Annotated in this window: 21 protein-coding genes and 1 riboswitch; of the genes, 4 read left to right on the top strand and 17 right to left on the bottom strand. The window is 51.0% G+C overall.

Annotated features, from left to right (window positions below):
• Positions 1–6: 6 nt before the first annotated feature.
• From GGC63_RS21515 to GGC63_RS21450, 14 genes are all read right to left on the bottom strand, one after another.
• Positions 7–3,102, bottom strand: coding sequence for an efflux RND transporter permease subunit (locus GGC63_RS21515; RefSeq protein WP_192704059.1), 3,096 nt, complete (start codon positions 3,100–3,102; stop codon positions 7–9).
• 353 nt (positions 3,103–3,455) lie between these two features.
• Positions 3,456–4,565 carry a sensor histidine kinase gene (locus GGC63_RS21510; RefSeq protein ID WP_179135948.1) on the bottom strand — a complete coding sequence of 370 codons (1,110 nt, stop codon included), beginning with the start codon at positions 4,563–4,565 and terminating at the stop codon, positions 3,456–3,458.
• A gap of 125 nt (positions 4,566–4,690) precedes the next feature.
• On the bottom strand, positions 4,691–5,140 hold the full coding sequence (locus tag GGC63_RS21505) for a chemotaxis protein CheX (RefSeq protein ID WP_079909814.1): 450 nt from the start codon (positions 5,138–5,140) through the stop codon (positions 4,691–4,693).
• A gap of 99 nt (positions 5,141–5,239) precedes the next feature.
• A riboswitch (cyclic di-GMP riboswitch) is annotated at positions 5,240–5,324 on the bottom strand.
• Positions 5,325–5,490: 166 nt separating this feature from the next.
• The gene (locus tag GGC63_RS21500; protein ID WP_318781102.1) at positions 5,491–6,348 is read right to left on the bottom strand and encodes a carbohydrate ABC transporter permease; all 858 of its coding nucleotides are present in this window, start codon (positions 6,346–6,348) and stop codon (positions 5,491–5,493) included.
• 19 nt (positions 6,349–6,367) lie between these two features.
• Positions 6,368–7,297, bottom strand: coding sequence for a carbohydrate ABC transporter permease (locus GGC63_RS21495; RefSeq protein ID WP_192704058.1), 930 nt, complete (start codon positions 7,295–7,297; stop codon positions 6,368–6,370).
• 23 nt (positions 7,298–7,320) lie between these two features.
• Entirely contained in the window at positions 7,321–8,706 is a 1,386-nt protein-coding gene (locus GGC63_RS21490) for an extracellular solute-binding protein (RefSeq protein WP_225948396.1), read from the bottom strand.
• Positions 8,707–8,724: 18 nt separating this feature from the next.
• Positions 8,725–9,648, bottom strand: coding sequence for an amidohydrolase family protein (locus tag GGC63_RS21485; protein WP_192704057.1), 924 nt, complete (start codon positions 9,646–9,648; stop codon positions 8,725–8,727).
• Between the two features lie 240 nt (positions 9,649–9,888).
• On the bottom strand, positions 9,889–10,503 hold the full coding sequence (locus GGC63_RS21480) for a DedA family protein (RefSeq protein ID WP_192704056.1): 615 nt from the start codon (positions 10,501–10,503) through the stop codon (positions 9,889–9,891).
• Entirely contained in the window at positions 10,493–11,086 is a 594-nt protein-coding gene (locus tag GGC63_RS21475; protein WP_192704055.1) for a class I SAM-dependent methyltransferase, read from the bottom strand. The genes GGC63_RS21480 and GGC63_RS21475 overlap by 11 nt, the downstream gene beginning before the upstream one ends.
• A 192-nt stretch (positions 11,087–11,278) precedes the next feature.
• Positions 11,279–12,871: a hypothetical protein gene (locus GGC63_RS21470; protein WP_192704054.1), complete on the bottom strand. Its 1,593-nt coding sequence runs from the start codon at positions 12,869–12,871 to the stop codon at positions 11,279–11,281.
• Positions 12,868–13,584 carry an ABC transporter ATP-binding protein gene (locus GGC63_RS21465; protein ID WP_192704053.1) on the bottom strand — a complete coding sequence of 239 codons (717 nt, stop codon included), beginning with the start codon at positions 13,582–13,584 and terminating at the stop codon, positions 12,868–12,870. The genes GGC63_RS21470 and GGC63_RS21465 overlap by 4 nt, the downstream gene beginning before the upstream one ends.
• Positions 13,581–13,973, bottom strand: a complete 393-nt coding sequence (locus tag GGC63_RS21460) for a GntR family transcriptional regulator (protein ID WP_192704052.1) — start codon at positions 13,971–13,973, stop codon at positions 13,581–13,583. The genes GGC63_RS21465 and GGC63_RS21460 overlap by 4 nt, the downstream gene beginning before the upstream one ends.
• Positions 13,974–14,129: 156 nt before the next feature.
• The gene (locus GGC63_RS21455) at positions 14,130–15,020 is read right to left on the bottom strand and encodes an alpha/beta hydrolase family protein (RefSeq protein WP_225948395.1); all 891 of its coding nucleotides are present in this window, start codon (positions 15,018–15,020) and stop codon (positions 14,130–14,132) included.
• Positions 15,021–15,213: 193 nt separating this feature from the next.
• Positions 15,214–17,439, bottom strand: coding sequence for a rhamnogalacturonan lyase (locus GGC63_RS21450; protein ID WP_192704051.1), 2,226 nt, complete (start codon positions 17,437–17,439; stop codon positions 15,214–15,216).
• Positions 17,440–17,787: 348 nt separating this feature from the next.
• Here GGC63_RS21450 and GGC63_RS21445 point away from each other — a divergent pair, with 348 nt between their 5' ends.
• The 3 genes from GGC63_RS21445 to GGC63_RS21435 all read left to right on the top strand — a co-directional run bounded on the left by GGC63_RS21445 (position 17,788) and on the right by GGC63_RS21435 (position 21,551).
• Positions 17,788–18,645: a helix-turn-helix transcriptional regulator gene (locus tag GGC63_RS21445; protein ID WP_079909804.1), complete on the top strand. Its 858-nt coding sequence runs from the start codon at positions 17,788–17,790 to the stop codon at positions 18,643–18,645.
• Positions 18,646–18,734: 89 nt separating this feature from the next.
• A complete protein-coding gene (locus GGC63_RS21440) occupies positions 18,735–20,045 on the top strand; it encodes an ABC transporter substrate-binding protein (RefSeq protein ID WP_192704050.1) in 1,311 nt (436 codons plus the stop codon).
• Positions 20,046–20,090: 45 nt separating this feature from the next.
• Positions 20,091–21,551 carry a family 43 glycosylhydrolase gene (locus tag GGC63_RS21435; protein WP_192704049.1) on the top strand — a complete coding sequence of 487 codons (1,461 nt, stop codon included), beginning with the start codon at positions 20,091–20,093 and terminating at the stop codon, positions 21,549–21,551.
• 310 nt (positions 21,552–21,861) lie between these two features.
• Here the strand turns inward: GGC63_RS21435 and GGC63_RS21430 are convergent, their stop codons facing one another.
• On the bottom strand, positions 21,862–22,875 hold the full coding sequence (locus GGC63_RS21430; protein ID WP_192704048.1) for a zinc-binding alcohol dehydrogenase family protein: 1,014 nt from the start codon (positions 22,873–22,875) through the stop codon (positions 21,862–21,864).
• A gap of 295 nt (positions 22,876–23,170) precedes the next feature.
• Between GGC63_RS21430 and GGC63_RS21425 the strand changes: the two genes are divergently transcribed.
• Complete coding sequence (locus GGC63_RS21425; protein WP_192704047.1) at positions 23,171–24,181, top strand: LacI family DNA-binding transcriptional regulator; 1,011 nt, start codon at positions 23,171–23,173, stop codon at positions 24,179–24,181.
• Between the two features lie 100 nt (positions 24,182–24,281).
• Here the strand turns inward: GGC63_RS21425 and GGC63_RS21420 are convergent, their stop codons facing one another.
• A complete protein-coding gene (locus tag GGC63_RS21420) occupies positions 24,282–25,238 on the bottom strand; it encodes a 1-phosphofructokinase family hexose kinase (RefSeq protein ID WP_192704046.1) in 957 nt (318 codons plus the stop codon).
• Positions 25,239–25,250: 12 nt separating this feature from the next.
• Positions 25,251–26,120: a class II fructose-1,6-bisphosphate aldolase gene (fba, locus tag GGC63_RS21415; RefSeq protein ID WP_079909798.1), complete on the bottom strand. Its 870-nt coding sequence runs from the start codon at positions 26,118–26,120 to the stop codon at positions 25,251–25,253.
• Between the last annotated feature and the right edge of the window lie 9 nt (positions 26,121–26,129).

The raw sequence follows: 26,129 nt of genomic DNA, 5'->3' as shown, positions 1-26,129 counted from the left end.
CTCCCCTTACATGTCCATAGTTTCATTAGGTTTTTGCTTACGGTGCAGCCATTGTCCGACTTTACTCTTGATGGCTTCAATCAGCTCATACACGACCGGTACGACAACCAGAGTCAGTATCGTTGAAGTCGTCAACCCGCCGATGACCACGACAGCCAAGCCTTTGGAAATCAAGGTGCCTTTGGTCAGACCAAGAGCCAATGGAATCAACGCAACGACGGTAGCACCCGCCGTCATAATGATCGGTCTTAACCGCACCATGCCGGCTTCTACTAACGCGTGGCGAACCGTGTAGCCTTCATCTCTTAACTGCTGTGCGCGGTCGATGAGCACTATGGCATTGGTAACTACGATACCGATCAGCATCATAAAGCCGATCAAGGATGTAATATTCAACGACTCTCCCGTCAACAATAACGCTATTACCCCCCCGATGGCGGCAAAAGGAAGCGAGAACAGAATCGCAAACGGCGCACCGGCGTTACCGAAGGCAAGCACCATGACCAGATACACGATACACACAGCGGCACCCATTGCTACGAACAACTGCGAGAAGCTTTCCTGAATATCGGCGGTTACCCCTTTGACCTCACGGGATACGCCGTCAGGCAGTTCCGTTGCATTCAACGCGGCAGATACCTTGTTGCTGACGCCGGATTTGTTCACATCATTGATTTTGGCGGTTATCGTCACAACCTGAACACGACTATCGCGCTGTAAGGAAGCAGGAGCCTGCTTTTCCGTAATTTTAGCTACTTCATTCAAATAGACCGTATTCCCGTTCGAAGCCTTCAAAGGGATTTTCCCGATTTTATCTAGCGAATTTTTATCCTCTTTGGCTAGCTCGACCGTTGTTTTGTACAGCAAGTTGTCAAAATGAAGATCGCCGAGCTGATCCTTTTGAATCCAGCTGCGCGCCGTATCGCGTATCGTCGAAGCGCTCAAGCCGAACGTACGGGCTTTTTGCTGATCGACATTGATTTCGACTTCCGTCTTCGAATCGCTCAAGCTGTCTTCCACTTCCGTCAGCTCAGGGAATTCCTTCATTTTTTCTTTCACGATAGCTGATGCGTTCTCCAGCTGCTTCTGATCATCTCCCTTCAGGGAGTAGGAGAAGTCGGTCGAGGAAACGCCGCCGCCACCGCCCGCCAATGTCTTGGGAGTTACCTCCGAGCCTTTTGGCAGCTCGTTCAGAATTAGCGTTTTGTAATCATCCTTCACTTTGTCCGGATCGGCCTTCTCATTCACCTCGGTATACACCTCGGATTCATAAGCTACCTGATCGGTTTTGCCGCCGTAGCCAACCAAGGCCTCAACATAGGTGAAAAGCGGTTCGCCCGAGCTGTCCTTGGCTTCACGCAGCATCGCTTCAATCTGCTTCGTCTGCTGGTCGTTGCTCTCAAAGGAAGTCTCGTAAGGCAGCTTGATTTGAAAATACATTTGCCGTTCTGCCTGACTGTTCGGCATAAAGCTGACGGCCAAATTAGGCATGACGGCCGCCAGTGTGACGACCAGCAAAAGGCCGGAGATAACCAGCGTTTTGATCCGGTGGGTCAGGCTCCATTTCAACACTTTTTCATAAAAAGCTTGTACCGGTCCGCGCTTGTTCTCATCATGATGCTTGATGCTTCCGCCGCGGATCACCAGCAGCTTGGCCATCATCGGGATCACTGTCAGCGCCACCAGAAGGGATGCAAGCAGGGCGCAGGCAAGCGTAATGGCAAACGGTCTGAAAAATTCACCGGCGATGCCGCTCACCATCCCGATCGGAGCAAATACCCCGACGGTTGCCAGCGTGGATGATGTGATAGCCATTGATACTTGCTTGGTCGCAAGCTTGATTACCGATTCGTTGCGCTCATGCGCTTTTTGCAGCGCGGCGTATATGTTCTCGATGACCACGATACTGTCGTCGACGACACGCCCGACCGCTATGAACATACCGCCAAGCGTCATGATGTTAAGAGTAATATTAAGCTGAGACATCGCGAGCAAGGTAATTAATATGGACAACGGGATGGATACTAGTACGATCAACGTCATACGAACATTTCGCAGGAACAACAGAATCATCAAGGAGGCGAGCAGCGCCCCGGATATGCCTTCCTTCAGCATGCCGGTTACGGATTCTTTGACTTCGTCTGCACTGTTGTATACGGCTTTGAAGGTCACGCCAGGCACCGATTGCTGCCACTCTGCGATCAGCTTGTCCGTATCGTTGGAGAAATCAACGGCATTCGCGCTCTTCGTCTTGTACAAATGAACGCCGATAGCCGGCTTCCCATCCAGGCGGGAGTTAAAGGTAGAATCGGTTACCGCCTTAATCTTGGCGATCTCCTTCAGCGTAATCGTGCTGCCGCTGCCTGTAGTCAGCTCCATCTGCTCCAAGCCAAACAGGCTGTCGAGATTGCCGGTGACCCGCGCCATCTTCGTGTTGCCGTCAAACTCGACGGAGCCGATTGGCCCGTTGGACAAAGCGCTGCGCAGCGAGGCCGTCACTTGCGCCGGGGTCAAGCCAAAGCTGTTCAATGCATCCGCATCCAGCTGAATATCCATGGTCGTTTCTCTGGCACCGATGGAATCCAGATGGTCAATGCCCGGCATCGCTTCAAAGCCTGGCTTGATTTTGTCCTCATAGAGCTGATCCAGCTCCGTCTGGCTCATGCCGTTGTCGGCATTGATCGCCAAGTAATAGGCAGGTATCGAAGCAAAGCCGAAGGTGGATACCTTGGGTCTATCCGCCGTAGCAGGCAGCTGCACTTCCTGCACCAGACTTTCCAAGTCCTGCTTCTTTTTATCTGTGTCTACATTTTGCTTGAATTGGACGATGATGGTGGATACGTTATCGCTTGAGGTAGACGTCAGCGAATCAAGATCCTCGATATTGGCCACCTTATCCTCTATAGGCTTCGTGACCTCTTCCATCACATCCTTAGGCGGACCTTGGTAGGTGGTGGAAATTAAGACTACCGGAAAGGATACGTCCGGCATGTTCTCCACTTTCAATGTAGATGCTGAGTACAAGCCTCCGCCCATCAATATGGCTATCATGATGAACACCGCAGCTACATTTTTCATGGAGAAGCTGGTCAGTTTGTTCATTGGGTTCCCTCCTAAGAGCTTTACGCAGTAAAGCTTGCATCGTAAGCATTTTCTTAGCTTTGCGAAGCAAAGCTGACTTCGTAAGCATTTGCTTAGTTTTGCAGGGCAAAACTTACTTCGTAAGCGGTACTGAACTTTGCTTTATAAGCGTCGGCATCCACGTTATGCCCGGACGAATGACGACAGGGCACATTCGATTTCTTCGATTAAAGTACACCACGAATATGAACGGAGCATGAACAAACCCCTCTCGGCTCCTTATTTAACCGTTGGTAAGTTATTGCAGGTATATGTGCATACAAAAAAACCGCAAGCTTAATCGCTTGCAGTTCCTCTTTTATGGATTCAGTTATTCAGGAAGCCGACTTGGGAAAGGTCAGCATAAATACAGTTTCCTTATCCGTACTGGAGAACGAGATCTCCCCGTCATTTTTATGCATAATTTGCTTGCAAATCGTAAGCCCTAGGCCCGTTCCATTCGTTTTGTTGGTAACAAATGGGACAAATAGCGATTTGGCCAGCTCCGCCGGAATAGGAGGACCGTTATTCGTAATGTGAATATAGGCTTTACGCTGGTCCTCGAAGGCGGATATCTTCATTTTTTTATCGTACTTCGCTTGAGAGAGCGCATCGATACCATTATTAATCAAATTGTTCAGCACCTGTTGGATTCCCAGCCTCTGAACGCGAAGGGTCATATGTTCCGGAATTTTAACGCACAGATTGACATTTTCATTAATTAGTCGAGGGCGCAGCAACGACAGGTTGTATTCCAGCATCTGCTTGACGGAGATCGGCTCCTTCTCTTCTTCCACCATAGGCTTCTTGGAGAAGCTGAGAAATCCGGTCACCTGCATATGCATATTGTTGCATTCATCCTCTATGAACTCCAAATAGGAGTCTATCTTCTCTTTTGGCAGAGAATGGATATTAGAACGAAGCAGTTTAATAAACCCTTTAATAGAAGTTAAAGGGTTGCGAATTTCGTGCGCCATGCTGGCGGCCATTTTCCCGATCAGATTCATCCGGTCGTCGTGAAGCTGGTGAATAGCCGTATCTTTTTCTATCATTGAAGCCAATGTAATCTGCCAATAATGCTTGCATAGGATTCCCTCGAAATCGTCGATTCGAAGACAAATTTGGTGATACAAGGTTGCCGGCAGCGAATCTCCGAGTACATCCAGCAAGGCGCGGCGCCATGAGTGAGAGCATTGAATAATATCAATAATTTGAAGCCCCAATTCCTCGAACCTTCCGCACCAATCGTCAACCAATTGCCGAATCGGATGCTGCTCCGGGGGAATATGAAGATCGGTAATATAATCAAAATAGATGTCGCCCCTGCGCATCATATTGGATACATTATACCCGCGTAAAATCTGCTCCTCCATCAGCTTCTGCCACTGCTCAATAACCTGTGACTTCTTATCCCTTACATGCTTTAACAAAGGCTCTGCATCCATAAAAGAAAACCCGCCTATATATAGGAGTGTGATATTACATAACATATCATAAAGAGATCGGAAGTCCAATGCTCAAAACTATAGGACTTTATATACATTTTGTCTCATAGGAATAGTATACATTATTATGCGGAAATATAAATATGAAATTCTCCGATGGTTTCCAGACTAAGAGGAATACTGAACACTTCGCCCCCCCAATGGTTTGCAGCTCCGTTAATGAGGCTCGGCGGTGTAATATCGACTTCGATCCCCTGCTGAAACAGCAAGGTGCTGGCATTTCCGCTAATCATATTCCCCAGCTCGCCGACCGCGCTCTGGCACATCTCATCAAAATGCGTGAGGGGATAGCCGCCCATCATCCCGGATACCATCCGTAAAGCAACCGTCTCGGGAATACCAAAAATAATATCCTTTTGCAGCTGGCCCAGAATCCCGATTTTGAGCCAAACGTAATCCTCCGTGTATTGGATCGTTCTCATACTAAGCTGCCCGACAATGGGTTTAATTTGGATCAGCGTTTCAATGACATGAAGTGAAGAAGTTAAGAACGGGTTCACGAAGTTTGCTTGCACATGATACAGCCCCTTTACAAAGAAAGTTATAAGAATTAAAAAAAACTGCCCGAAATTGGGCAGTCTTGTTTTTGCAAAACTTAGAACCTATGCGCCGTTTTCGGTAACCCAGCCGCCATAGGAATGCTCCTTTAGGCCTGTGGCTTTGCGTCCCTGCCTTTCGGCAAGTTTGCCATTATCGATTTGTCATGGTGATTATATAGCCAAACTACATCCATTGTAGCATACAAGCTGGCAAAATAGTACTTGTTTTCCTATAGCACCAACCGTATCTCCATGACTTTACTACTATATCCGGCTATTTGTAAAGAGGCCAAATTCATATGAGTACCCGCCAAATGGTGAAGAACCTATTTCAGTCCCGTTAATGCAATGCCGCGGATAATATGCTTTTGAAACAACAGGAATACGGCGATTAGCGGAAGCACCGAGACACTTGCTCCTGTCATAATCATCGCCCAGCTGCTGCTGTCCTTCTGTTCGCTCGAGAAGAAGGAAATGCCCACCGGAATGGTTAATCGTTCGGGCGACTGGGTCACAATAAGCGGCCAAATAAAAGCGTTCCAGCTGGATAAAAAAGTAAGTATTCCTAACGCAGCCAGCGCGGGACGAACAAGAGGCACCGCAATACGCACCATGATGCTCCATTCATTCAAACCGTCGACTCTGGCTGCGTCCAGCAGCTCTTGAGGAACCTGCTCCATAAATTGCTTCATCAGGAAAATGCCGAAAGCCGACATGATCCCGGGAAACAAAATCCCCGTATACGTATCTACCCAATCCAGTTGAACAGAGGCGATATACCAGGGGATGATCAGCATCTCCGTAGGCACCATCATCGTGCTTAAGATGGCGATAAAGATAACCTGCTTGCCGTGAAATGAAAATCGGGCCAGAATATAGCCTGCTACCGTATCAAACAGCGCCACGCTTGCCGTCGTTATGCAGGCCACGACCAGGCTGTTCAGCATCCAGTCGGCGAACGGGGATTGGACGAACAAGGCCGCATAATTATCAAGGGTCATCGTCTCCGGAATCAGCTGCAAGGAGAATACGTCCTTCGGCAGCTTCAAGGAGGTGGCGATCATCCACACAAAAGGAAATACCATTCCCACTGTTCCGATGCTGAGTACGATATGAAGCAGAACTATAGTAGCCCCGAACCGGCGCCTCTTGTTCGTTCCACCGGCGTTTCCTGTAACCTTCACTGCCTTCACCCCCTAGGGCCTAATACTCTGTTTTGCTGCTTAATATCTTCATCTGCAGCAGAGACAGCAATAAAATGATGACAAACAGCACCACGGTCGCCGCAGCCGCCTCTCCCATATTGAAATGCTTAAAGGCCATATCGTAGATATACAATACCAGGGAAACCGTCGAGTTCAGCGGACCTCCCAAGGTCATATTCAACACCTGGGTGAACGATTGCAGATAGCTGATGCTGGCAATAATGACGGAGAACACTAGAACCGGGTTGAGCAGCGGTAATGTAATATAACGAAACCTTTGCCAGCGGTTCGCTCCGTCGATGGAAGCTGCATCGTAATACAAGGCCGGGATATTCTCCAGCCCGCTCAAAAAGACGATCATCTGAAACCCGATGCTCTGCCATATCATTGCGGCAATAACAATAAAGATCGCTTGAGACGGAGAGCCCAGGAATAGCTGCGGCTCGAGACCCAGCTTCAGGAGCAGCGCATTGATAACTCCATTTTTCATAAAAATCCAGCGAAACACCCAGCTTACCGCAACTACACTGGTGATATAGGGGATAAAGTAAAGGGTCCGGTACAAGCCTCTGGATACATGGAGCTTATGAAGAAGGAGCGCAACCGCCAGACCGGCGATCAACTGCCCCGGCACGCCGATCAGAACATATACGAACGTATTGCCGAGCGACCTGATGAACTTCGTATCCTGAAAGAGCGCTGCATAGTTGTCGAATCCGACGAAGGGCTTCTCCTCCGACAATAAATCCCACTCCCGGAAGCCAATGTTGAATGCATAGGCAATAGGCAGAATACGTACGATGACAAAAAAAAGAAGGGGCAGCAGAAGGCAGCTGTAAATAAACAGATAGCGCTGCTTTTTATAGCTGAGCCCGCTTTTAAAGGAAATTGGCTTTTTACGGAGTGCAAGCTTATTTACTTGTTCCATAGACACTCCCCCTGACTCCCGCCTCATTTCTTATCCTGCTTCGCCCAATAATCGTCATACAGCTTCTGCGTCTTCGATACAAGCTCCTCGAAAGCTTTCTCATAAGGCACCTTGTTCAGCACCACCTGATCGACCGCCTCTGTGAAGTAGTCCCGCTCCAGCTTCTCATCAACGAAGAAATGGGCATGTGCCACGCCAAGCTGTTGAATGAACGGCCCCAGCTTCTCATCCTTGGCATATTTCTCCTGCAAAGCGACCTCCTTCTTGGCCGGGAGCTCCCCGACCTTCTCCACCCATTGCTCCTGCACTTCCTTGCTTGTCAAATATTTCAGCCACTCCGCGGCGGCTTCAAGCTTTTTGCCCTGCACGTTTTTCGTAATGGCATTGGCCCAGAACGATACCTGCGTCGCTTTCTCCTTATATGCAGGCAGCGGGGCGATCGCGTACGGCAAATCCGGCACATCCTTTTTCAAGCCGCCGAGCTGGAACGAACCGTCGATATTCATCGCCGCATGACCGCCCTTGAAGGCCGTAATGTCATCATTATAAAAATTGTTCGTGCCCACCTTATGTACAAGCGACAAATCTATCAAATATTTGAAGGCCTCAAGCCCTGCCGGGGATTGGTTCCACAAAATTTTGCGCCTATCGTCACTGATGTCTTTGCCCCCCGCCTGATACACCAGCGCATCCCGGTACCAATGGTGCAGCTGCGCGTTCGGCTGCCAAGCCAGCCCCTCGACGACGTATTGGCCGTTCTTATCCTTCTGGGTCAGCTTCTTGGCGTAATCCACCAGCTCATCCCATGTTGCCGGCGGTTTGGCGGGATCCAGCCCAGCCTTGGTGAACAGCTCCTTGTTATAAAAAAGCGCGAGGGTACGGACAGCTGTCGGTATGGCGTAATATTTGCCGTTCAGCTTGGCGGTATCCACGAAGGGAAAAAACTCCTGCTTAATGGCCGCCTCCGAAAAGGCGCTGTCCGGCAGCGGCTGCAAGTACCCCGAGGAGACATATTTAGGCAGCCAGCCGTAGTACAGGTTGATGACATCGGGTCCTTTTCCCGCAGGAACAAGCGCCGCCACCTTCTCGTTATATTGGTCATAGGGAAAATTGGTTTGCTTTACAATAATGTTAGGATGCTTCTTCTGAAAATCCTCGATGAGCGCATGGATCAAATCGACCTTGGCCGGGTACTGATACTGCCAATATTCAATGGTCACCTTCTCGTCCTTGGCCTGAGCGGCATCGGCAGACGATTTGGCTGCTTCCTGGTCCTTGGTTGTGTCTCCTTTCCCGGAAGCATGCTGGCCCGCCCCTCCCGAGCAGCCGGATAAAGCGATAAGTAAGCCGGATAGCAGCAAAGCGGCTCTCATCCTGTCTATGGACTGGCTGTTCCTTCTTCTCTTCATGCTCTTCCTTCCTCTCTCCTATTCGGTTAGCTTCGTTGGAACGTTCAGCAATCGCCTCGCATTGTTGCCGAACACGTTCTCGATATCCCGCTCACTCCAGTTCAATTCCCGGCAAACCCGGACCTGATCCTGTAAATAGCGGTATACATAGCCTCTTGGAAAGCTGCTGGAATCCGAACCGTAGATGATCCGCTCCGGTCCGATTAGCTCATAGGTCTTACGAAAGAGCGTCTCCAGGGTTAGCTCATATGGGGTCCAGCGCATCCATTGATTGGAGCCTGAAGTATCGATGTAAATGTTCGGACAGCTCCAGCACAAATGCAGCAGCTCCTGGAAATAGCCGGCGCCGAAATGCGGAATGATGAACGGAATCTCCGGATATTCCCGGGCTACATTAAAGATCGAGAGCGGGCTGATATTAGGGTGATGCACAATGCCGCCCGTATGGCCCAGGATACCGAAATGAATCAGCACGGGCAGCCTTCTCTCCGCTGCGAAGGTCCAAACCGGTGTCAAGGAGGCTGAGTCGAAGGCGATTTGCACCAGCGGGCCGAAAAGCTTGTAGCCTCTTAGTCCCAGCTCATCGACCGCTCTCTTCAGCTCCTCGGCCGCATCCGGCAGTTCAATGGAATGGTGGGCGAAGCCGGTAAACCGGTCGGGACTGACCCGAATCTGCTCCGCCAAATTATCGTTATTCCATGCGGTCAAGAAGTTGATGCCCCCGATGTCATACTTTTCGAGCTCCTCCTTCCAACGCTCAATGACAGGCTTGCCTGCCTCCCTCTCCTCCTCCTGGTCCCTGCGGGGAAAGTCCCACGTCAGCCGCATTCGCTCCGACCGCTTGGCGTTATGCTCGTTAATAATCTCGCTGCGCTTCAGAAACGGAAGCGGATAGGGCAGATGCGCATGAATGTCAAACACCTTGAATCCGTTAGTGAACATATCCATCCTCCTTTGCCTAGAACATAAAAAAAGGAGATGCTGCAGCTCTTCTCTTAAAGAGCGCCTCATCTCCGGCCGTCCGGCGAATGATACTTTTATTATTCCTATATACTTAGTTGGTTTTAATGGTTATTTGTATACTAAATCCATTGCCGTCAGATGTCAACCCTTTTTTTACCACGGAACCCAAAAGAGAGCAGCTGCATTAGATCCGCATTCTGCCCCTTCCTATTTTGCCGACTAGTTCCCGGCATCCAAGTTCGAACGCTTCCCCCGGGTTATTTTATAGACCATCCAGATCCCCGCCGCTGCAATCGGAATCCATAACAGCTTGAGTCCGTAGCTGTGAATCAGCAGCCCAACCTGCTCAACGTGATTTCCAGCCATTTTGCCTGCGGCGAAAAAAATCAATGTCCACACAAAGCCTGTGGAGTAGGACAGCAGCGCATACTTTCTGAAGCCCATCTTATTGATCCCGACGATATAGGGGGTAACATGTCTGACAACCGGGAAAAAGTAGCTTACTACTAGAGCATAGGGGCCGTATTTCTCCACCAGCTTCTCCGACATGGACAAGTACCTCTCCATCTTCTTCTGACGCTTCCATTTTTCAATGACCCTTGTCCCCATAAGGCGGCCCAGAAAATAGCCTAAGGACAGCCCCGAGATAACGCCGAGATACGTTAACAAGAAAGCCGGAATCTCATGCAGCAGCCCGCTTGCGGCAGCCGCTCCACCGGTCATTACGATCACTTCGTCGGGAATCGGCATTCCCACGATACCGAGCCACAAGGCAAAAAATAATGCCGCATAGCCGTAGTCGCCGATCATGCTGATTAACGTATCATAGCTCATCTTCCCCGGCACCTCTCTTGCGGCAAACATACACAAAAGCAGGCGGCAGGTTCAGAGGGACGAATCGAATGCTTTCTACTTCAAAATAGCGGCTTAATTGCTGCTTCATCTGCAGCGAATACTGGAAGGCCACGAACCATCCGCCCGGCTTCAGCGACAGCAATACTTCCTGCAGGATGGCATCGCGGATCGGCTGCGGGAAATTAAAGAAAGGCAGTCCGCTCAATATCAGGTCTAACGATTCGATTCCTTCCTTGCTCATCGCTTTGCGGATCTGACAGGCATCCGGATAACAGGCCATGTCCGTGTATTTTTCGGCCAGCTGGTTTCTGAGCGCGGTATCCTTTTCAAATAAAAGGATTCTTGTATGCTTCCCTGCAACTTGTTTCATAGATTCGGTAATCGCACCGGTCCCTGCTCCCAATTCTGCGGCAGCTTCTATTCCATCCCAAGGAATGCTTCGCGTCATGGCTCTGGCCAAATATTTCGAGCTGGGGGTAATACTCCCCACATCTTTAGGGGATTGAATAAATTTATTAAGAAAAAGGAATTTTTCCTGCACCATCGTTCCAATATTGATCATCTATTGAGCAACTCCCTGCTTCATGGTCTCGTCATCTTTTATCTATAGATTACAGATAATGGATTTGCGTCTCAATAGTCCGCAGGCTGGGAATTCCCTGGACCTAAGGCTAGGATGTCCAATATCCCCTTCATCTCATGCAGGTTATTGGCAGGTATTGTCATTTGGTGGAAGGCTGTCGGCTTGTCTTAGTTATTTATTCAGCTTGCCGAGCCAGATGGTATCCCGTGCTAACGCGTACCGGTTCATATATTTGCAGCCAAGCCAAAAGCAGAATAGGGCATAAGGCACTGCAGCACCATAAATCAACAGCAGATGGTAACCAAAATCAGGCGCCGGACCTGATCGAAACGTTACCCCATCCAGTCGATGCGGCATAATAACAGCATTGGCCAATTGAAAGCTGAGAATGTATCCGCCATATAGCGGCGCCGTAAAAATCATCTGCCAGGAGCGTTTCAGAAAAGCGGGAAACCCTTGTAAAGCAATAATATACAAAATGATGAGCGGAATAAACACTAAAGCATAGTGGGAGAAGTAACTCAGCGCTACCTTCAGCTCCTCTTTCGGCATCGGGTCTATCCACTGTCGCACAGCCGTGCCGATAACCGTACTTAGCAGCAGAACCGCCAAGTAAGGCAGCACAACGGATAGATAAGCCATGGCGCGGCTTCCAAGCAGCAATCGCCGTGAATGCGGCATCGCAACCCACCACGAGGCAGTCCCTTTCATAAATTCAGTTTGCCGATTAAAGTAATATATGATCGTAAACATATAAAAGCCAATGAACACTAAAGAAAAGAACGAGACCAATTCAAACACTTCCCCGGCGTTTTGGTACGCAATGAAGGCAATAACCATCATTAACACGCCAGCAATAGTTTTTCCTTGACGATGATTTTGCAGCCCGAACCAGAGATATCTGCGTCTCTCCATCGCAACTAGCGACCAAAATGGATTGCTGTTCCGGCTAACGCTCGGTCTAGACCTTGTTACTGGCAAGGCTGCCTGTCGTTCATGATGTTGTCTAACGGTAGCACTGCCGGTCCAAGAGCTTGCTTTCACCAAATACCTCATCCCGACTGTCGCGGTAAACCCTAAACATAGGATGGAAAAGGGCCATCCGATCAACAAAGCGATGCCGGCAAATCGGCTAACAGATAACGGCGTAAGAGTAGTTGAAGCGAAGCCGGCGTCCCCCGCCATAAAGGTAAATATAAGGCTCGGTGTAAATAAATACATCATCACCAGGATCACAAGACTGCGTACCCACCACAACGGAAATACCGATACGAGTATCCCTAGACTGACTATCACCGGCAAGCCTGCAATCAAAAGAAGCACCCCCGCTCCCAGGGTCAATAGCACGTCTGACCATGCGGCAGCCTCTATTTGATGCAGTCCTAATAAAAGGGCATATTGTGCCGTTCGTATCAGCACAAAATACAAAAACAGCTGCATCCCTATTCGCCATAATGCCAGCGCTTTGCCCAATACGAGGGTCAGACGGGGGTGAGGAAGCAGAAGCCACCATGCTCTTTCCTGCTTGGTGGAGAGGTGAATTCCATCTATCAGGACAAAAAAGATCATCACTGTGAAAACATTCAGTACTGCAGTGCTCAGCAAGCCATTGACCGTAGTAAAGCCTCTCATCAATACTATGCTGACAGCTAGCAGGACCAGCATACCGAGACCGATCCATTTGTAGTTACTTCTGCGGGTTCCAAGCATAAAAGAACCGAATCGGCTTGTTTCCATATCGGCAAGCAGCTTGATGATTTTCATGAGAACACTTCCCTATAGCGAGCTTCAACCGATAATCCCTGCTCTCTTAATGCATCTACCTCATCTGTCGCCCGGATTGTCCCTTGATCAATCAAAATCAGCGTATCAAATAATTGCTCCATCTCGCGAATATCATGTGTTGCAATAAGGAAGGTTCGTTCCCCATCCGCCAGATCACCAACGACTGTAGATGCTATCCGCTCACGCGATATCATATCGACGCCGGTGAACGGTTCATCCAGCATGATGAGCGGAGACTTGCGGGCTAGACAGCTCAATAGCTGCAATCTAGCTTCCTCTCCCCTGGACAAGGAAGCAATGCGCAGCGCCAAATCCAGCTTCAATGTTTCTGTCAGCTGTTCGGCGTAAAGGGAGTCCCAATCCGGATAAATCGATTCGGCATACTGGAGCCACTCACCGGACGTAAGCCATCCGGGGAGTTTGCCCCGATCCGGCAGCACAGCCATGCTCCCCAATGTCGCTATGCCTGCCTTTTCCCCGAATATAGCAACCGTTCCTGCTGTTGGCTCCAATATTCCTGAGCAAACCTTCAGTAAAGTGGATTTACCCGCCCCATTAGGACCGAGCAGACCGGCTATGCGTCCTTTCTCCAGGGTAAACGTAGCGTCCTGCAGCACTCTCGTTTTCCCTATAGTTACGCTAACCTGCCGGCACTCGATGACCGGCGCATTATCATTGCCTTGAGCGATCATTCTCTTGTTCCCCCTTTGTATCCTCCTAATAACAGCAGCTCTTCCACCGTCATGTTGAGCGATTCGGCGACCTCGCGCAGCTTGCGTACGGCTTGAGCAGCAAGCGTTTCCTTGCTCTGTTGAATGATGGCTTCGTCTTTTGTAACGAAAGTGCCTTGACCGCGGTATGTTACGATCAATTGCTCTCTTTCCAGCTCCTGGTATGTCTTCATTACCGTTGTCGGGTTGACGCGAATGCCTGCAGCCAACTCCCTGACAGACGGCAAACGGGCACCGGGAGCCAATTCGCCGCGTGCTATATCGGCACGCAGCTGCTCAACGAACTGTTCATACAGAGGACGCGACGGGTCGATTCGCAATTGATCCGGCTTCCATCTAAAATCGTCCATTCGTTCCACTCCAATGTTAGAAGTGTATGGCTACACACCATACAATATGTGTGTATTGTATCATGACGCACCATACACTTCAACAGGCGATTGGCACAAAAAATCCTCCACAGTCAGGCATGAAGCATGCATAACCATGAAGGACCTGGTTATTTTCTAGCTATGTACTCGTTTAGAATCTGCTTCCTGCAAAAATTGAAGCGTCGCCTGAATGGCCTCCTCGAGATGAGGGGTCGTGGAGACGAACGGATGCCCCGCGCCGAACGTATGGTTCCCGCCTTGGATCACGGTTGGCTTATGCTGGGGAGCTCCTGCACGAAGCGCCTCAAAACCCGCAAGCAGACGCGGCGAGTCCTGATCTCCCTGGACCTGCAGCACCGGAATGGTGAGCTCCGCCAGACGGCGAATGATATCAAACCGTTCCCCTTTAGCCTCCAGGTCGGCATAAAATTCTGCCCGGATCGGCATCTCCTGCTTCGTGCGCGCATTGGTCACATAGCCGACTCCATCCTCCAGCACCCGAGCCTTGAAGGCTTCGTCGAATAAATCGGCGTAGGCACTTCCGTTCCACGTGACAAGAGCCCGAATCTCGGAATGCTCGGCAGCAAAGACGATTCCCCCGCCGCCTCCGCGGCTGTGGCCGAGCAAATAGATACGCTCTGTGTCGGCCTTCTCGGCAAGCGGCAGCTTTCGCCCAAGCAACGCCTTCAGCACGATATCGAGATCCTGCTGCTCACGCGAGAATGTGTTTACGCCGAATTTGTCCAGCTCGTCAAAGTCCGTTTCATTGACACCGTTGCACGAGAAATTATAGGTCACCACGAAGAAACCGGATTCGGCGAACCTTTCCGCAATATAAGGGAAGAACCCCCAATCCTTGAAGCCTTTAAAGCCGTGGCTGATTAGCAACACAGGCTTTAGTGCCTCGCTGGCGGAGCCCTCCTCCCGCTTTAGTCTTACGTCCCCGCGAATATAGAGCGGCTCGCCGGCAGGCAAATGCCCCGCTTCTAACCGGAAGGCAGCATGATCCGTATAAGTCGGCTTCAATTCGATCACTCCTTTTATGGGATGCTGAATAAGGCTGTACTATTCACTTGCATAAACGATAACATTATCGTAGCATATTGCCCTAAATGGATAAACATCTCCATGCGGAACCCTCAATCGCATCTTAAGTTCCTTATAAAGCAAGGGAGAGCAACCCCTGTGTCAGAGCTGCTCTCCCTCGTACAAGCATGAACTAATGAATAACCTTAATGGTATCGGTCCCCCGGAACGTATGACCGTTTCTCAATGCCCCTGTGATCGTAACCTCCACATTGCCATTTTGTCCCTGAAGCGCCCCGATAAGCTGCTGCCGGTCAAATTTGAGCGCAGCTTTATTGCCTGCAGCGGCTTGGGCTGCTATAGGCTTGCTTCCATAGACGCTCATCTGTACCGTCGAAGCATCGATGGCGGAGGCATCATAACCTGCAGGAAGCTGAATAGATACGGTGACGGAATTCTGGCCCCCTTGGCTTTTCAGATTCAAGGTTTGCGGCTCAACCTTCACCTCGGCCGGAAGTACGACATACATATTCGGCGCGGGAGGTGTCTCCATTCCAACTCCGAGGTAGAACCCGGTATGCGGCGGCTGGTTGTACGCGACATTTTGCCATGCAATACCCAGTCGATAGACCGGATCATGCATCAGCGTATAAATCCGATGGTCCGTCAAATCCGTCGTTGTGTAAATATGCAAGGCCGTGCTGTCCTCCGTTCTCCACACCGCTTCCTCCCTCCAGTCGCCGAACAAGTCAGCCTGCAGAGCCGGATTCGCTTTGGTGCCGTTATTGGAGGCTGCCTCCGTTGCGGTCAGCAGATTCACGGTTTTGTAATTGTTGTAATCCCATTTGTCGATGTGGTTGTTATCCAACAGCTCACGAAGAAGGTCACCGTCCCACCAAATGCCGAAATTGATCGAAGGCGTGGAGCTGCTGATTTTCTGCCCTTTGTTCGAGTACAACCCGACTCCTGTCGATGCCCATACTTCCTCACCCTCATAGTTCGGATCGATGTCCGCCGACATGCCGCGGCCCGTATCCTTCCCTGTATGGACACCCCATAGAACTTCTCCTGTAGCCGCATCCCACATGGCTGCGCCGTACGGGGAATTTTTGTCTTCATTGACCTTGAACACTTCAAGTCCCGGTCTGCCAGGGTCCAAATCACCGACATGCAGGGCATCGCCATGACCTAATCGGGTATTGTAGAGCCCTTTTCCGTTATCGTCGATCGTCACGGCCCCGTAGATGATCTTATCCTTGCCGTCACCGTCTACATCGGCCACGCTTAAATTGTGATTCCCCTGCCCTGCGTAGGTCTCATTGCCGGGTTCATTGCTGTCGAAGGTCCAGAGCTTGGTCAGCTGCCCGTCACGCCAGTTGTACGCAACAAGTACGGTTCTGGTATAGTAACCTCGTGCCATCACAAGACTCGGTCTTTTGCCGTCCAGATAGGCGATACATGCAAGGAAACGGTCAACCCGGTTGCCGTAATTATCCCCCCAGTCCGTCACCTTGCTTCTCGGCGGATCATAAGGCACCGTTACTAGCTCCTTGCCGGTTTTCCCTTCGAATATCGACAAATACTCCGGCCCCGATAGCACACGTCCAGGGCGGCTGCCTGTCAGATCGCGATAGTCCGCATTCGCATCTCCAATGACTTTACCGGTTCCATCCGTCGTTCCGTCAGCCGTTTTGAACGCGATCTCCGCTTTGCCGTCCCCGTCGAGGTCGTATACCATAAATTGCGTATAATGCGCACCCGCGCGGATGTTTTTCCCGAGACTAATGCGCCATAACAAGGTGCCATCCAGCTTGTAAGCGTCAATAAACACCTCTCCGGTAACCCCGTCCTGCGAATTATCCTTGGAGTTGGACGGGTCCCATTTAAGCACGATTTCATACTGGCCGTCCCCATCCAGATCCCCGACGCTTGCATCATTAGCACTGTATGTAAAGGTCGAGCCGTCCGGATTGATGCCGTCAGCCGGTTTCTGAAGAGGAACCGACAAGTAATTCGTATCCCAAACGCCTGCTTGGGCCGAAGCCGGCTGCTCCTTGCCGTTCAGCACAGCTCTGACCGTGTACTTCGATTCACTTGAGCCGGAATTGTCCTGATAATTCGTACTATTCGTTATCGGGGACGGGTTGACCTTCACCCCGTCGCGATACAGATTGAAAGCAATACCGTCAGGCTCATTGCCGAGCAGCCTCCAGCTGACGAACACACCGCCGTCTGTTTTTATCGCTACAAGACCTCGGTCTAAGTATTCCATTTGCCTTTGTATAGAAGAAGCGCCTGGTATGCCTGCCGAACCGGCAGCCGCACTTGCCTGCAGCGGCGCGGCCAATGCGCCTAATAATATGGCACCTGCAAGTACATGGCTTGTTTTATTGAATCTCCGATTGAGCTTCTTATTCATCCGTTATTCCGCCTCCTAATGTACTTCCATCATTTGGTTGTGCTTCATCCGTATCTCCCCTGCTGCCTGTTTCCATCACACCGCTACAAAATGTATACGGTTACAAAATGTCATTTCACCTCCTGCCTATCCTCTCTTCTAGTCCTGCCAGCAAGCCTGTACTACCCCCTAACCATAAGGGATTCTCCCTCCGGCTAACAATTGTATATTTTTGATTACCTTGCATTTTTTTGTTTTACGCCCGTTTTTTCGATTGTACTTTTTTGCATACACAGGGACATTTACCCAACGGATTTGTTATGATACTCTGAAGCCAAAGGCATTTACTGGAAAAGGGCGGTGCAAAAGATGAAGGATCATTTTTACTTCCCCGGTTTTTTTACATCGTTTCATGTTTGGAGCATTTTATATAAAAATGCGGAGAAAGGCTCCGTATATCCGAACCATAAACATCCGATGTTTGAAATTTTATATATTGAATCCGGTTTCATGAGCGAATGGATTAACGGTATTGAGTACGAGCTGAGAGCAGGAGATTTTATTCTCGTTAATTCCGGCGAGCTGCACTATCCGCAAGCGCATGAGGAAAGCCGGTTTTTCAATTTTCACTTCGACGTGGAGCCCCGGGAGGTTCATTCGTTGTTCCACCGCAGGAGACAGCCGATTGTCAGCACGCAGCAGCCACCCGAAATTCAAAGCGAGATCCGGCATTCCATGAACCGGCTGATCCAATTGTTCAAGTCGCTGGAAGAGCCGGCCTTCACCCAGAAAATGATGGTGCAGTCCATGATGATGCAATTTTTGGCTTTTTTAATTGAAAAAATAGTGATCCCCGATATCCGGGATGAACCCTCTGCCCCCAAATCGAAGCATACGATTGCTGCGGAAGCGGCCTATTTGCTGGAGACATACGGAGGAGCGGAAGGATTGAAAATTTCGGAACTGTCGGAGCGCTTGCACGTGCACCGCAATTATATTACGGACTGCTTTAAGCAGGTGTACGGGATGTCCCCGAAGCACTACCTCAATAAAGTGAGGATCGAGAAGGCCAAGAAGCTGCTGCAGGAATCCACGTTGTCTGTGGAGGACATCGCCTTGAAGCTGAACTTTTCGTCGGCCGCCTATTTCTGTAAATTTTTTCGCGCCCAGGTAGGTACGACCCCTTTTCAATATCGCTGCGGTGTAAGTGCAAAAGTGTTATTTTAGCATTCTTTTGTGAATTGCTGGCCCCCGAAAACCCGTGATAGGATAACACTAAACCGCTTTCAAAAAGAAACTATAAGGGGGATTGCAAAATGGTAATTCGTTCTTACGCGGCAGCTATGGCAGCATTGCTGGCTATCGGTGCTCTTATCGGCTGCAGCAACGGAGGTAGCGGGCAAACTGCTGCACCAACACCCGATCAGGGTACCCAGGCCCCTGCCAAGCAAGAGCCTGTGAAGCTGTTGATGGCGCAAAAATGGTCTGAAATCAACGACGCCGATTTCCAATCGCTTATTGTCGAGCCGCTCCGGCAAAAATATCCCCATATCGAAATCGAAATGCTCAAGGGCGACAACATTAAGGAAATGGTAGCCGCAGGCACTGTGCCGGACCTTATCGCGACATGGGTCAATCTGATCCCGGATTATCAGGAGCTGGGGCTGGTTGAAGATATGACGCCTCTCATCAAGAAGCATAACCTGGATCTGAACCGCTTCGAGGCCACATACGTGGATACCATTCGGGGCTATGATAAAAGCGGGCTGGTCGCCCTGCCCTATGATTCGAATTTCAACGTCATTTACTACAATAAAGACATTTTTGATAAGTTCGGCGTCGATTATCCGAAGGACGGCATGACATGGGATGAAACCATCGAGCTGGCCAAGCGCGTGAGCCGGGAGGAGCAGGGCGTCCGCTATCGAGGCTTGGAGGCCGAAGGATACGGGAAGCTGGCATTGCAAATTGCTCTCCCTTCCATTAAGGACGGCAAGTCGAACTTCAATAATGAGTCCTGGAAGCAAATTCTGGAGCTGTCCAAGAAAATCCATACGATCCCTTCGAACGAACCGGTTCCTAATGTTCATCAGCGGAATCAATTTATGAAGGACCGCAATTTGGCGATGTTTGCAACGGGCAACAATTTCAATCTGCTCCAATCGGATGCAGCCAAAGGCTTGAACTGGGACATCGCTCAATATCCAAGCTACCCGGATAAACCGAATATGGCCGGTATGGTGGATGAGCATGTCGCCTTCGTGACCAAAACGAGTAAGCACAAGGACGAAGCGTTCAAGGTGATCGAAATATTAACGTCGGACGCCATTCAGAAAAAAATGACGAGAGCCTCCGGGAAGCTATCAGTCCTCAAGGATGCCAGCATCCGCCGTGAGCTGGGAGCCGATATGCCCGTGCTGCAGGGCAAGCATCTGGATGCGATATTTAAAGGCACCTATATTCCGGCTTATACGTCAACAAGCAAATATCCCGATGCCAGTAAATTGATAAGCGAGCAAGTGACCAAATACTTGAATGACGAGCAGGATGTGAATACTACGCTGCGCGCCGCCGATGAAGCTATCCAAAACCATATCCGGCAAATCGATATTGGTTCAGGCAAATAATCTTCGTCAAGTGTATCAAGCCTATCCAGAACAGGAGGAAGAACGATGCTGTACAACGGTACGCAATGGCGGGACACATCCGGTCAGCCGATTCATGCCCATGGGGGAGGATTACTCCAATCCGGAGACTATTATTACTGGTTCGGGGAAAACAGGCAGGGACGCAAGCGCGTATCCTGCTATCGCTCGAATAATTTGAAGGACTGGGAGTTCCGCGGTGATGTGCTTACCCTGGATTCCCCTCACCGGCCGATCGATGTTCGGACCGCACCGGAGCTCGTTACGGACGCCGCAACGGGACGGGGCGCCAATATCGAAAGACCGAAGGTCATTTATCATGCCCCTGCCAACCGCTACGTCATGTGGATGCATTGGGAGAACGGCTCCGACTATTCAGCCGCCCGCTGTGCTGTCGCCAGCTGCGACACGGTTGACGGAGAATATACGTATCACGGCAGCTTCAATCCATGCGGATTCATGTCGCGGGACTGTACCTTGTTCGTCGATGATGACGGGACCGCCTATTTCATTTCGGCCGCGAGAGAAAATGCCGACTTGCACATGTACCGTCTGAGCGACGATTATTTGTCGATTGACGAGCATGTCAGAACCTTGTGGCCGGGCCAGTACCGGGAAGCTCCTGCTGTCATGAAGCGAAACGGCGTCTACTTTATGGTTTCGTCCGGCTGCACCGGCTGGGAGCCGAATCAAGGCAAGTATGCTTATTCGGACAACTTGACCGGCAACTGGTCACAGCTTTACGACCTGGGCGGACCGACCACATACGATACGCAGCCCACCTTCATCCTTCCGGTTAGCCGAGAAGGGGAAACGCGTTATCTCTATGTCGGCGACCGGTGGGACCCTTCGGACTATCATAGCTCGTCCTACGTCTTCCTGCCGCTCCGGTTTCCGGACGACAAGTCAATGAAGCTTGAATGGACGGATGCGGTGAGCGTTCTTTCGGAGGAAACCAGCAACGTACCATCCAGCGAAAGAGGCGGCTTCTCGCGTATCCTGAACCGGTCGCACCGATATTTGGCGGCAGTTTCGGGTGATGATTCGGAAAGTCCAGCCGTCGGCGAATCGCAGGCAGACACGGTTACGGCCGGGAAATTGGCTTATGGCTCTGCCGCACAGCATTGGATTATAGAGAATCTGGAGGATGGAGCTGTCCAGATTAGGAATAAGCATAACGGCAAGTATTTGGATGCCGACGATGTCGCTGAGGCAGAGACGGATTCCGATTCCGATTCCGATTCCGATGCCGACATGTGCCTGACCGTTCGGCTGCGAGAAGCATCCGGCCGCTCCACACAGCAATGGACTCTCGTTGATGACGCCGAACACAGCGGTTGGTGCAGCATCCTGCACCGCGCAACCGGTCTCGCACTGACCATCAATCGCGATTACGACGGCGCCCTGCACCTCATGCCGTTGGCCAGTCATGAGCTACGGCGCAGTCAAGGCTTTGCCGTAACGCCTCATTATGGGGTCCGTGTATAGTAATAAGTAATAAGCGCGGGCTTCGCTTCGAGCCCGAAAAACAAAAATAGGCATCCTCCTGCGAGGATGCCTGAGTTTGTCGAGAAACCTATATTGCTTGAAGCATTGCCTATATACTCCAGTGGGGTATGCCCCTCCAGCCGCTGTTGAAACCCGTGAAATGGGATTATATTTAGCGGTATTTTCACGGGTTTCAAAGGCGGACGTAAACTCCTCCGAGGCATACCCCACCTCCATATGTAGCAATGTTCATGTAGAACAGGGTTTCTCAACAACCTGAGGCATCCTCCTGCGAGGATGCCTATGGCTATTACAGCTCAACTATCGCCTTGATGACGCCTGTTTCAGGCTTGAGCCAGCTCTCATATGCATCAATCATCCCGTCGAAGGAGGCCCGATGGGTAATAAAAGCATCCGTATCGATCTGACCGCTGCGCATGCTCTCGATCACGTGCTCGAAATCAACGCGGTTGGCGTTGCGGCTGCTCAGGAGCGTCATCTCCTTTTTATGGAATTCCGGATCGCTGAACGAGATATCGCTTTTGACCAGACCAACATAGACGAGCCTGCCGCCATGGGACACGTACTGCATCGCTCCCTCCATGGAACGGGCATTCCCCGTCGCATCGAACACCACAGTCGGGAGATCGCCTCCGGTAATCGACTCGATGGCCTTCAACGGATCGTTCTTCACGTTCACGGTATAGTCCGCCGGCACCCAGTCTTTGCAGAAGCTTAGCCGCTCCTCATTCATATCCAGAGCAATCACCTTAGCCCCGGCCAGCTTGGCAAATTTCATGACGCCCAGACCGATCGGGCCCGCGCCAATGACTAGGGCGAACTCTCCCTTCTCAACGGCTGCCCTGCGTACGGCATGGGCCCCGATGCTGAAGCATTCCACAATCGCAGTCTGATCGAGGCTTAGCCCGTCAACAGCCAGCAGATGGTCGGCAGATACGGTCATGTACTCCCGCATCCCTCCGTCTTGATGAACACCCAGGACACTCATCGACGTACAGCAATTGGTTTTGCCGTTTCGGCAGGCGATACAAGTGCCGCATTCGATATAGGGGATAATCGTGACCTGATCCCCTTGCTTTAGCCCCTGTGTGTTGTCTCCAATATCGACGATCTCCGCCGCCAGCTCATGACCCAGAATCCGGGGATAAACGAAATAAGGCTGATTGCCCCTGTACGCATGCAAGTCCGTTCCGCAAATGCCCACACGGCGAATGCGAAGCAAGGCTTCCCCTTTGGCTGCCGAGGGCAGGTCGATTTCCTTCATTGCAAAAAGATTCGGCTCTTCACAAACAATTGCTTTCATAAAGAAAAGTACGCCTCCTTTGTAATCCATCGCTTTCTTGCTATAACCTTTGACTGTTACATCTCGGATGAATACGCTTCCATGAAGCTCGCCTTTTTATGCCGAATCCGGCTGGTCCTTTTCATCCTGGGTACGGCTTATTATTCGCTGCCGAAACATTGAATGAGGACTCTCATTGTGATACTTTTATGTTATCGGTAACATTAACATAACAGTTCAAGCTATCTGCGTCAATCGTTTTAGCTCGTTGTCGACATTTTACTACAGCCAGATTCGTGAAAGGAATTACTGCACCATGGTCACCATTTATGACATTGCCAAAAAAGCAAACGTATCTCCCATGACCGTATCGAGGGTGATAAACCATGCGCCTTCGATCAGCGAAGCAACCCGCCGAAAAGTCGAGGCTATCATTCAAGAGCTCGACTATATCCCTAATAAGCAGGCCCGCAGCCTAACCTCCAAGGAAACAAAGATTGTCTCTCTTGTCATACCGGATATTTCCAACCCCTTCTTCACTACCATTGCGCGCGGCGCGGAGGATAAGGCGCATCAGTTCGGTTATCAGCTGCTGCTTGGGAATACTGACGAGCAGGCGGATAAAGAGTCCCGTTATATAGATATGCTTCTATCCGCGCAGGTCGATGGTGTGCTGATCGCTCCGACAGGTGAGCCTTCCCTCGCCCATCTGCGCAAGCTGGCCAAACGCAAGGTCCCGTTCGTATTCGCAGACAGGCATGTGGATGGCATAGCCGCCGACCTCGTCATGGGTGATAATGCGGAGACGACCCGCAAGCTGGTCGCGCATCTCGTAGAGCAGGGGCATCGCAAAATCGCCCTTATTAACGGGCCCGATACGGCATCGAACGCCCGTGAGAGGCGCCAAGCGTTTACAGATGCGCTTATTCTGAATGGGCTTCAGTGGGCCCCCGAGGACATCATTGAAACTCATTTCCGGCAGGACAATTTTCCGGATATCGTTCGTTCCTTGATGAGCTTAGCTCCGTCCGGGCGTCCTACGTCTATCCTTGCCGCCAACAATTTCATTGGCGTCAATACCCTGCGGGCGCTAAGGGAAATGAATCTCCGAGTACCTGAGGATATCGCGGTAGCCTGTTTCGATGATCCGGAGCCTATTCCCGACTATAACCCGTTTTTGACGGTTGCCGCTCAGCCTGCTTACGACATGGGATTCATCGGTATGCAGATGCTCATTGAACGCATTGAAGGCAAGGCTCCTGCCGCCAAACGCAAGGTGCTCCTGCCCTCGCAGCTCATTATCCGCAAATCAACCCAGCAAGTGTAGAATGAGAAACATCCGGCGTTGCTATCTGGGGCGTACTGCATCGGAGTATATTGGCATAGTTAAAAAACAACGGTGCGAAAGCTCGCACCGTTGTTTTCCATCATATCCGCTCGACCATGACCTCGCCAAACAGACGCTCGACATCCGCCGAGCTTACATATCCCGCTTTTTCCTGAAGCGCATTGGCTGTACCGACCGCGGTCGCATAAGCGATGCGTTCCTCCACCGGGAGCCCGCGCGCCGTACCGATCGCCATCCCGGCCACGTAGGCGTCACCGCAGCCGACGGTATTCACCACCTCGATTTTCGGTGCCTTGGCCCGGAATACTCCGCCTTCAATGGAAGAAACGGAGCCCTTCGACCCTAAGGACACAGTAACCGCTGCAATACCCTTATCGTGTAAAGCAGCCATAGGGGCCTTCAGCGAATACTCCAGACTAGCTGCATCGTGACTCAGATTAAGCTCCAGCTGTGACCCGAGAAGCTGAAGCACTTCATCCTCGTTAGGCTTTATGAAATAGGGAGACGCCGCAGCACCGTTTTGAAGCGCAGCGCCGCTCGTATCCAGAAAGGCCAGCGCTCCCGCCTTTTTGACCAGGGCGATCAGCTCAGCGTAATAATCGGCCGGTACACCTTGAGGAAGACTGCCGCTGAAGCAGACGATTCTGGAACGGGAGGCTAACCGCACTACCGCAGCCGCTAATCGCTCCATCGCTTCCTGAGGAATCACAGGACCGCCTTCCAGCACTTCCGTCGAGGTTCCCTTTTCTTCATCTATCATATTCAGACAAAGCCGCGATTCTCCCTCTATCTGTACGAAATCGTTGCCAATCCCCTGCTTGGCGAGTGCCGTGCGAATCCATTCGCCATTATGCCCGCCTACAAACCCGGCGGCCGTCACCGGGTAACCCAGCTGATGAATCACCCGTGCTACATTGATACCTTTGCCTCCCGGCTCTGCAAACATCCGCTGCGCTCTCGAAACCCGTCCCAAAGGAAAGGAGGACATATAATAGGTTTTATCAATCGCGGCGTTCAGCGTGACTGTTGTTATCATCTGCTTCCTCTCCTAAGCGCGCCAATCCTGTGCTTTTCCGATGCATCCTACCATTCTCATTTTTTCAATGGCAGCCGCTTTGACCGCTTTCTTGGCAGGGATCATATATTTGCGCGGATCGTTTTCGTCGGGATTTTGGGCGAATACGCTCTTGATCGCATCCGAGAACACGATCCGGATTTCCGTAGCAATGTTCATTTTGGCCATTCCGAGGGATACGCTGCGTTTCACCTGCTCCTCGGGAATGCCGGAGCCGCCGTGCAGCACCAGCGGAACCGGAACCTTCTGGGCAATGCGCTGAATGCGGTCAAAATCGATTTTCGGCTCTCCTTTGTAGATCCCGTGCGCCGTACCGATAGCGGGTGCCAAGGTTTGGACACCGGTCAGCTCGACAAATCGGACACATTCCTCCGGGTCGGCCATTAAAGCTTCATGCTCGGCTACGACGATATCATCCTCGACGCCACCGACTTTGCCTAATTCCGCCTCGACATTAATGCCCGCAGCCTTCGCAATTTCAACCACACGCAGGGTTTGTCTCACATTCTCTTCAAAAGGATGCATAGAGGCATCAATCATGACCGAGGTGTAGCCCGCACGAATACATTGCACCAGCACATCAAACTCGGTGCAGTGATCCAAATGCAGCGCGATCGGCACGCTGGCCCGATCTGCGGCGGTTCTGGCCGCTGCCGCAATATAATCGGCTCCCAAGTGCTTCACCGTACCGACGGTGGATTGCAATATTAACGGAGATTGCGTCTCTTCTGCCGCTTCAACTACGGCCTGCAGCATTTCCAGGGTATGAACGTTAAAAGCACCAACGGCATAACCGTTCGCTCTCGCTGCTTCCAACAGGGGTGTCGACGATACTAATGGCATAGGGGTTTG

Origin of the sequence: Paenibacillus sp. OAS669 (assembly GCF_014873645.1) — a bacterium.
GTDB classification, from domain to species: domain Bacteria; phylum Bacillota; class Bacilli; order Paenibacillales; family NBRC-103111; genus Paenibacillus_S; species Paenibacillus_S vulneris.
This window is presented reverse-complemented; position numbering and strand designations above follow the sequence as displayed.

Coding starts and splice junctions, on each gene's coding strand:
- GGC63_RS21515 (WP_192704059.1), bottom strand. CDS start 3,102: ATGAACAAACTGACCAGCTTCTCCATGAAAAATGTAGCTGCGGTGTTC.
- GGC63_RS21510 (WP_179135948.1), bottom strand. CDS start 4,565: ATGGATGCAGAGCCTTTGTTAAAGCATGTAAGGGATAAGAAGTCACAG.
- GGC63_RS21495 (WP_192704058.1), bottom strand. CDS start 7,297: ATGGAACAAGTAAATAAGCTTGCACTCCGTAAAAAGCCAATTTCCTTT.
- GGC63_RS21490 (WP_225948396.1), bottom strand. CDS start 8,706: ATGAAGAGAAGAAGGAACAGCCAGTCCATAGACAGGATGAGAGCCGCT.
- GGC63_RS21485 (WP_192704057.1), bottom strand. CDS start 9,648: ATGTTCACTAACGGATTCAAGGTGTTTGACATTCATGCGCATCTGCCC.
- GGC63_RS21480 (WP_192704056.1), bottom strand. CDS start 10,503: ATGAGCTATGATACGTTAATCAGCATGATCGGCGACTACGGCTATGCG.
- GGC63_RS21475 (WP_192704055.1), bottom strand. CDS start 11,086: ATGATCAATATTGGAACGATGGTGCAGGAAAAATTCCTTTTTCTTAAT.
- GGC63_RS21470 (WP_192704054.1), bottom strand. CDS start 12,871: ATGAAAATCATCAAGCTGCTTGCCGATATGGAAACAAGCCGATTCGGT.
- GGC63_RS21465 (WP_192704053.1), bottom strand. CDS start 13,584: ATGATCGCTCAAGGCAATGATAATGCGCCGGTCATCGAGTGCCGGCAG.
- GGC63_RS21460 (WP_192704052.1), bottom strand. CDS start 13,973: ATGGACGATTTTAGATGGAAGCCGGATCAATTGCGAATCGACCCGTCG.
- GGC63_RS21450 (WP_192704051.1), bottom strand. CDS start 17,439: ATGAATAAGAAGCTCAATCGGAGATTCAATAAAACAAGCCATGTACTT.
- GGC63_RS21445 (WP_079909804.1), top strand. CDS start 17,788: ATGAAGGATCATTTTTACTTCCCCGGTTTTTTTACATCGTTTCATGTT.
- GGC63_RS21440 (WP_192704050.1), top strand. CDS start 18,735: ATGGTAATTCGTTCTTACGCGGCAGCTATGGCAGCATTGCTGGCTATC.
- GGC63_RS21435 (WP_192704049.1), top strand. CDS start 20,091: ATGCTGTACAACGGTACGCAATGGCGGGACACATCCGGTCAGCCGATT.
- GGC63_RS21430 (WP_192704048.1), bottom strand. CDS start 22,875: ATGAAAGCAATTGTTTGTGAAGAGCCGAATCTTTTTGCAATGAAGGAA.
- GGC63_RS21425 (WP_192704047.1), top strand. CDS start 23,171: ATGGTCACCATTTATGACATTGCCAAAAAAGCAAACGTATCTCCCATG.
- GGC63_RS21420 (WP_192704046.1), bottom strand. CDS start 25,238: ATGATAACAACAGTCACGCTGAACGCCGCGATTGATAAAACCTATTAT.
- fba (WP_079909798.1), bottom strand. CDS start 26,120: ATGCCATTAGTATCGTCGACACCCCTGTTGGAAGCAGCGAGAGCGAAC.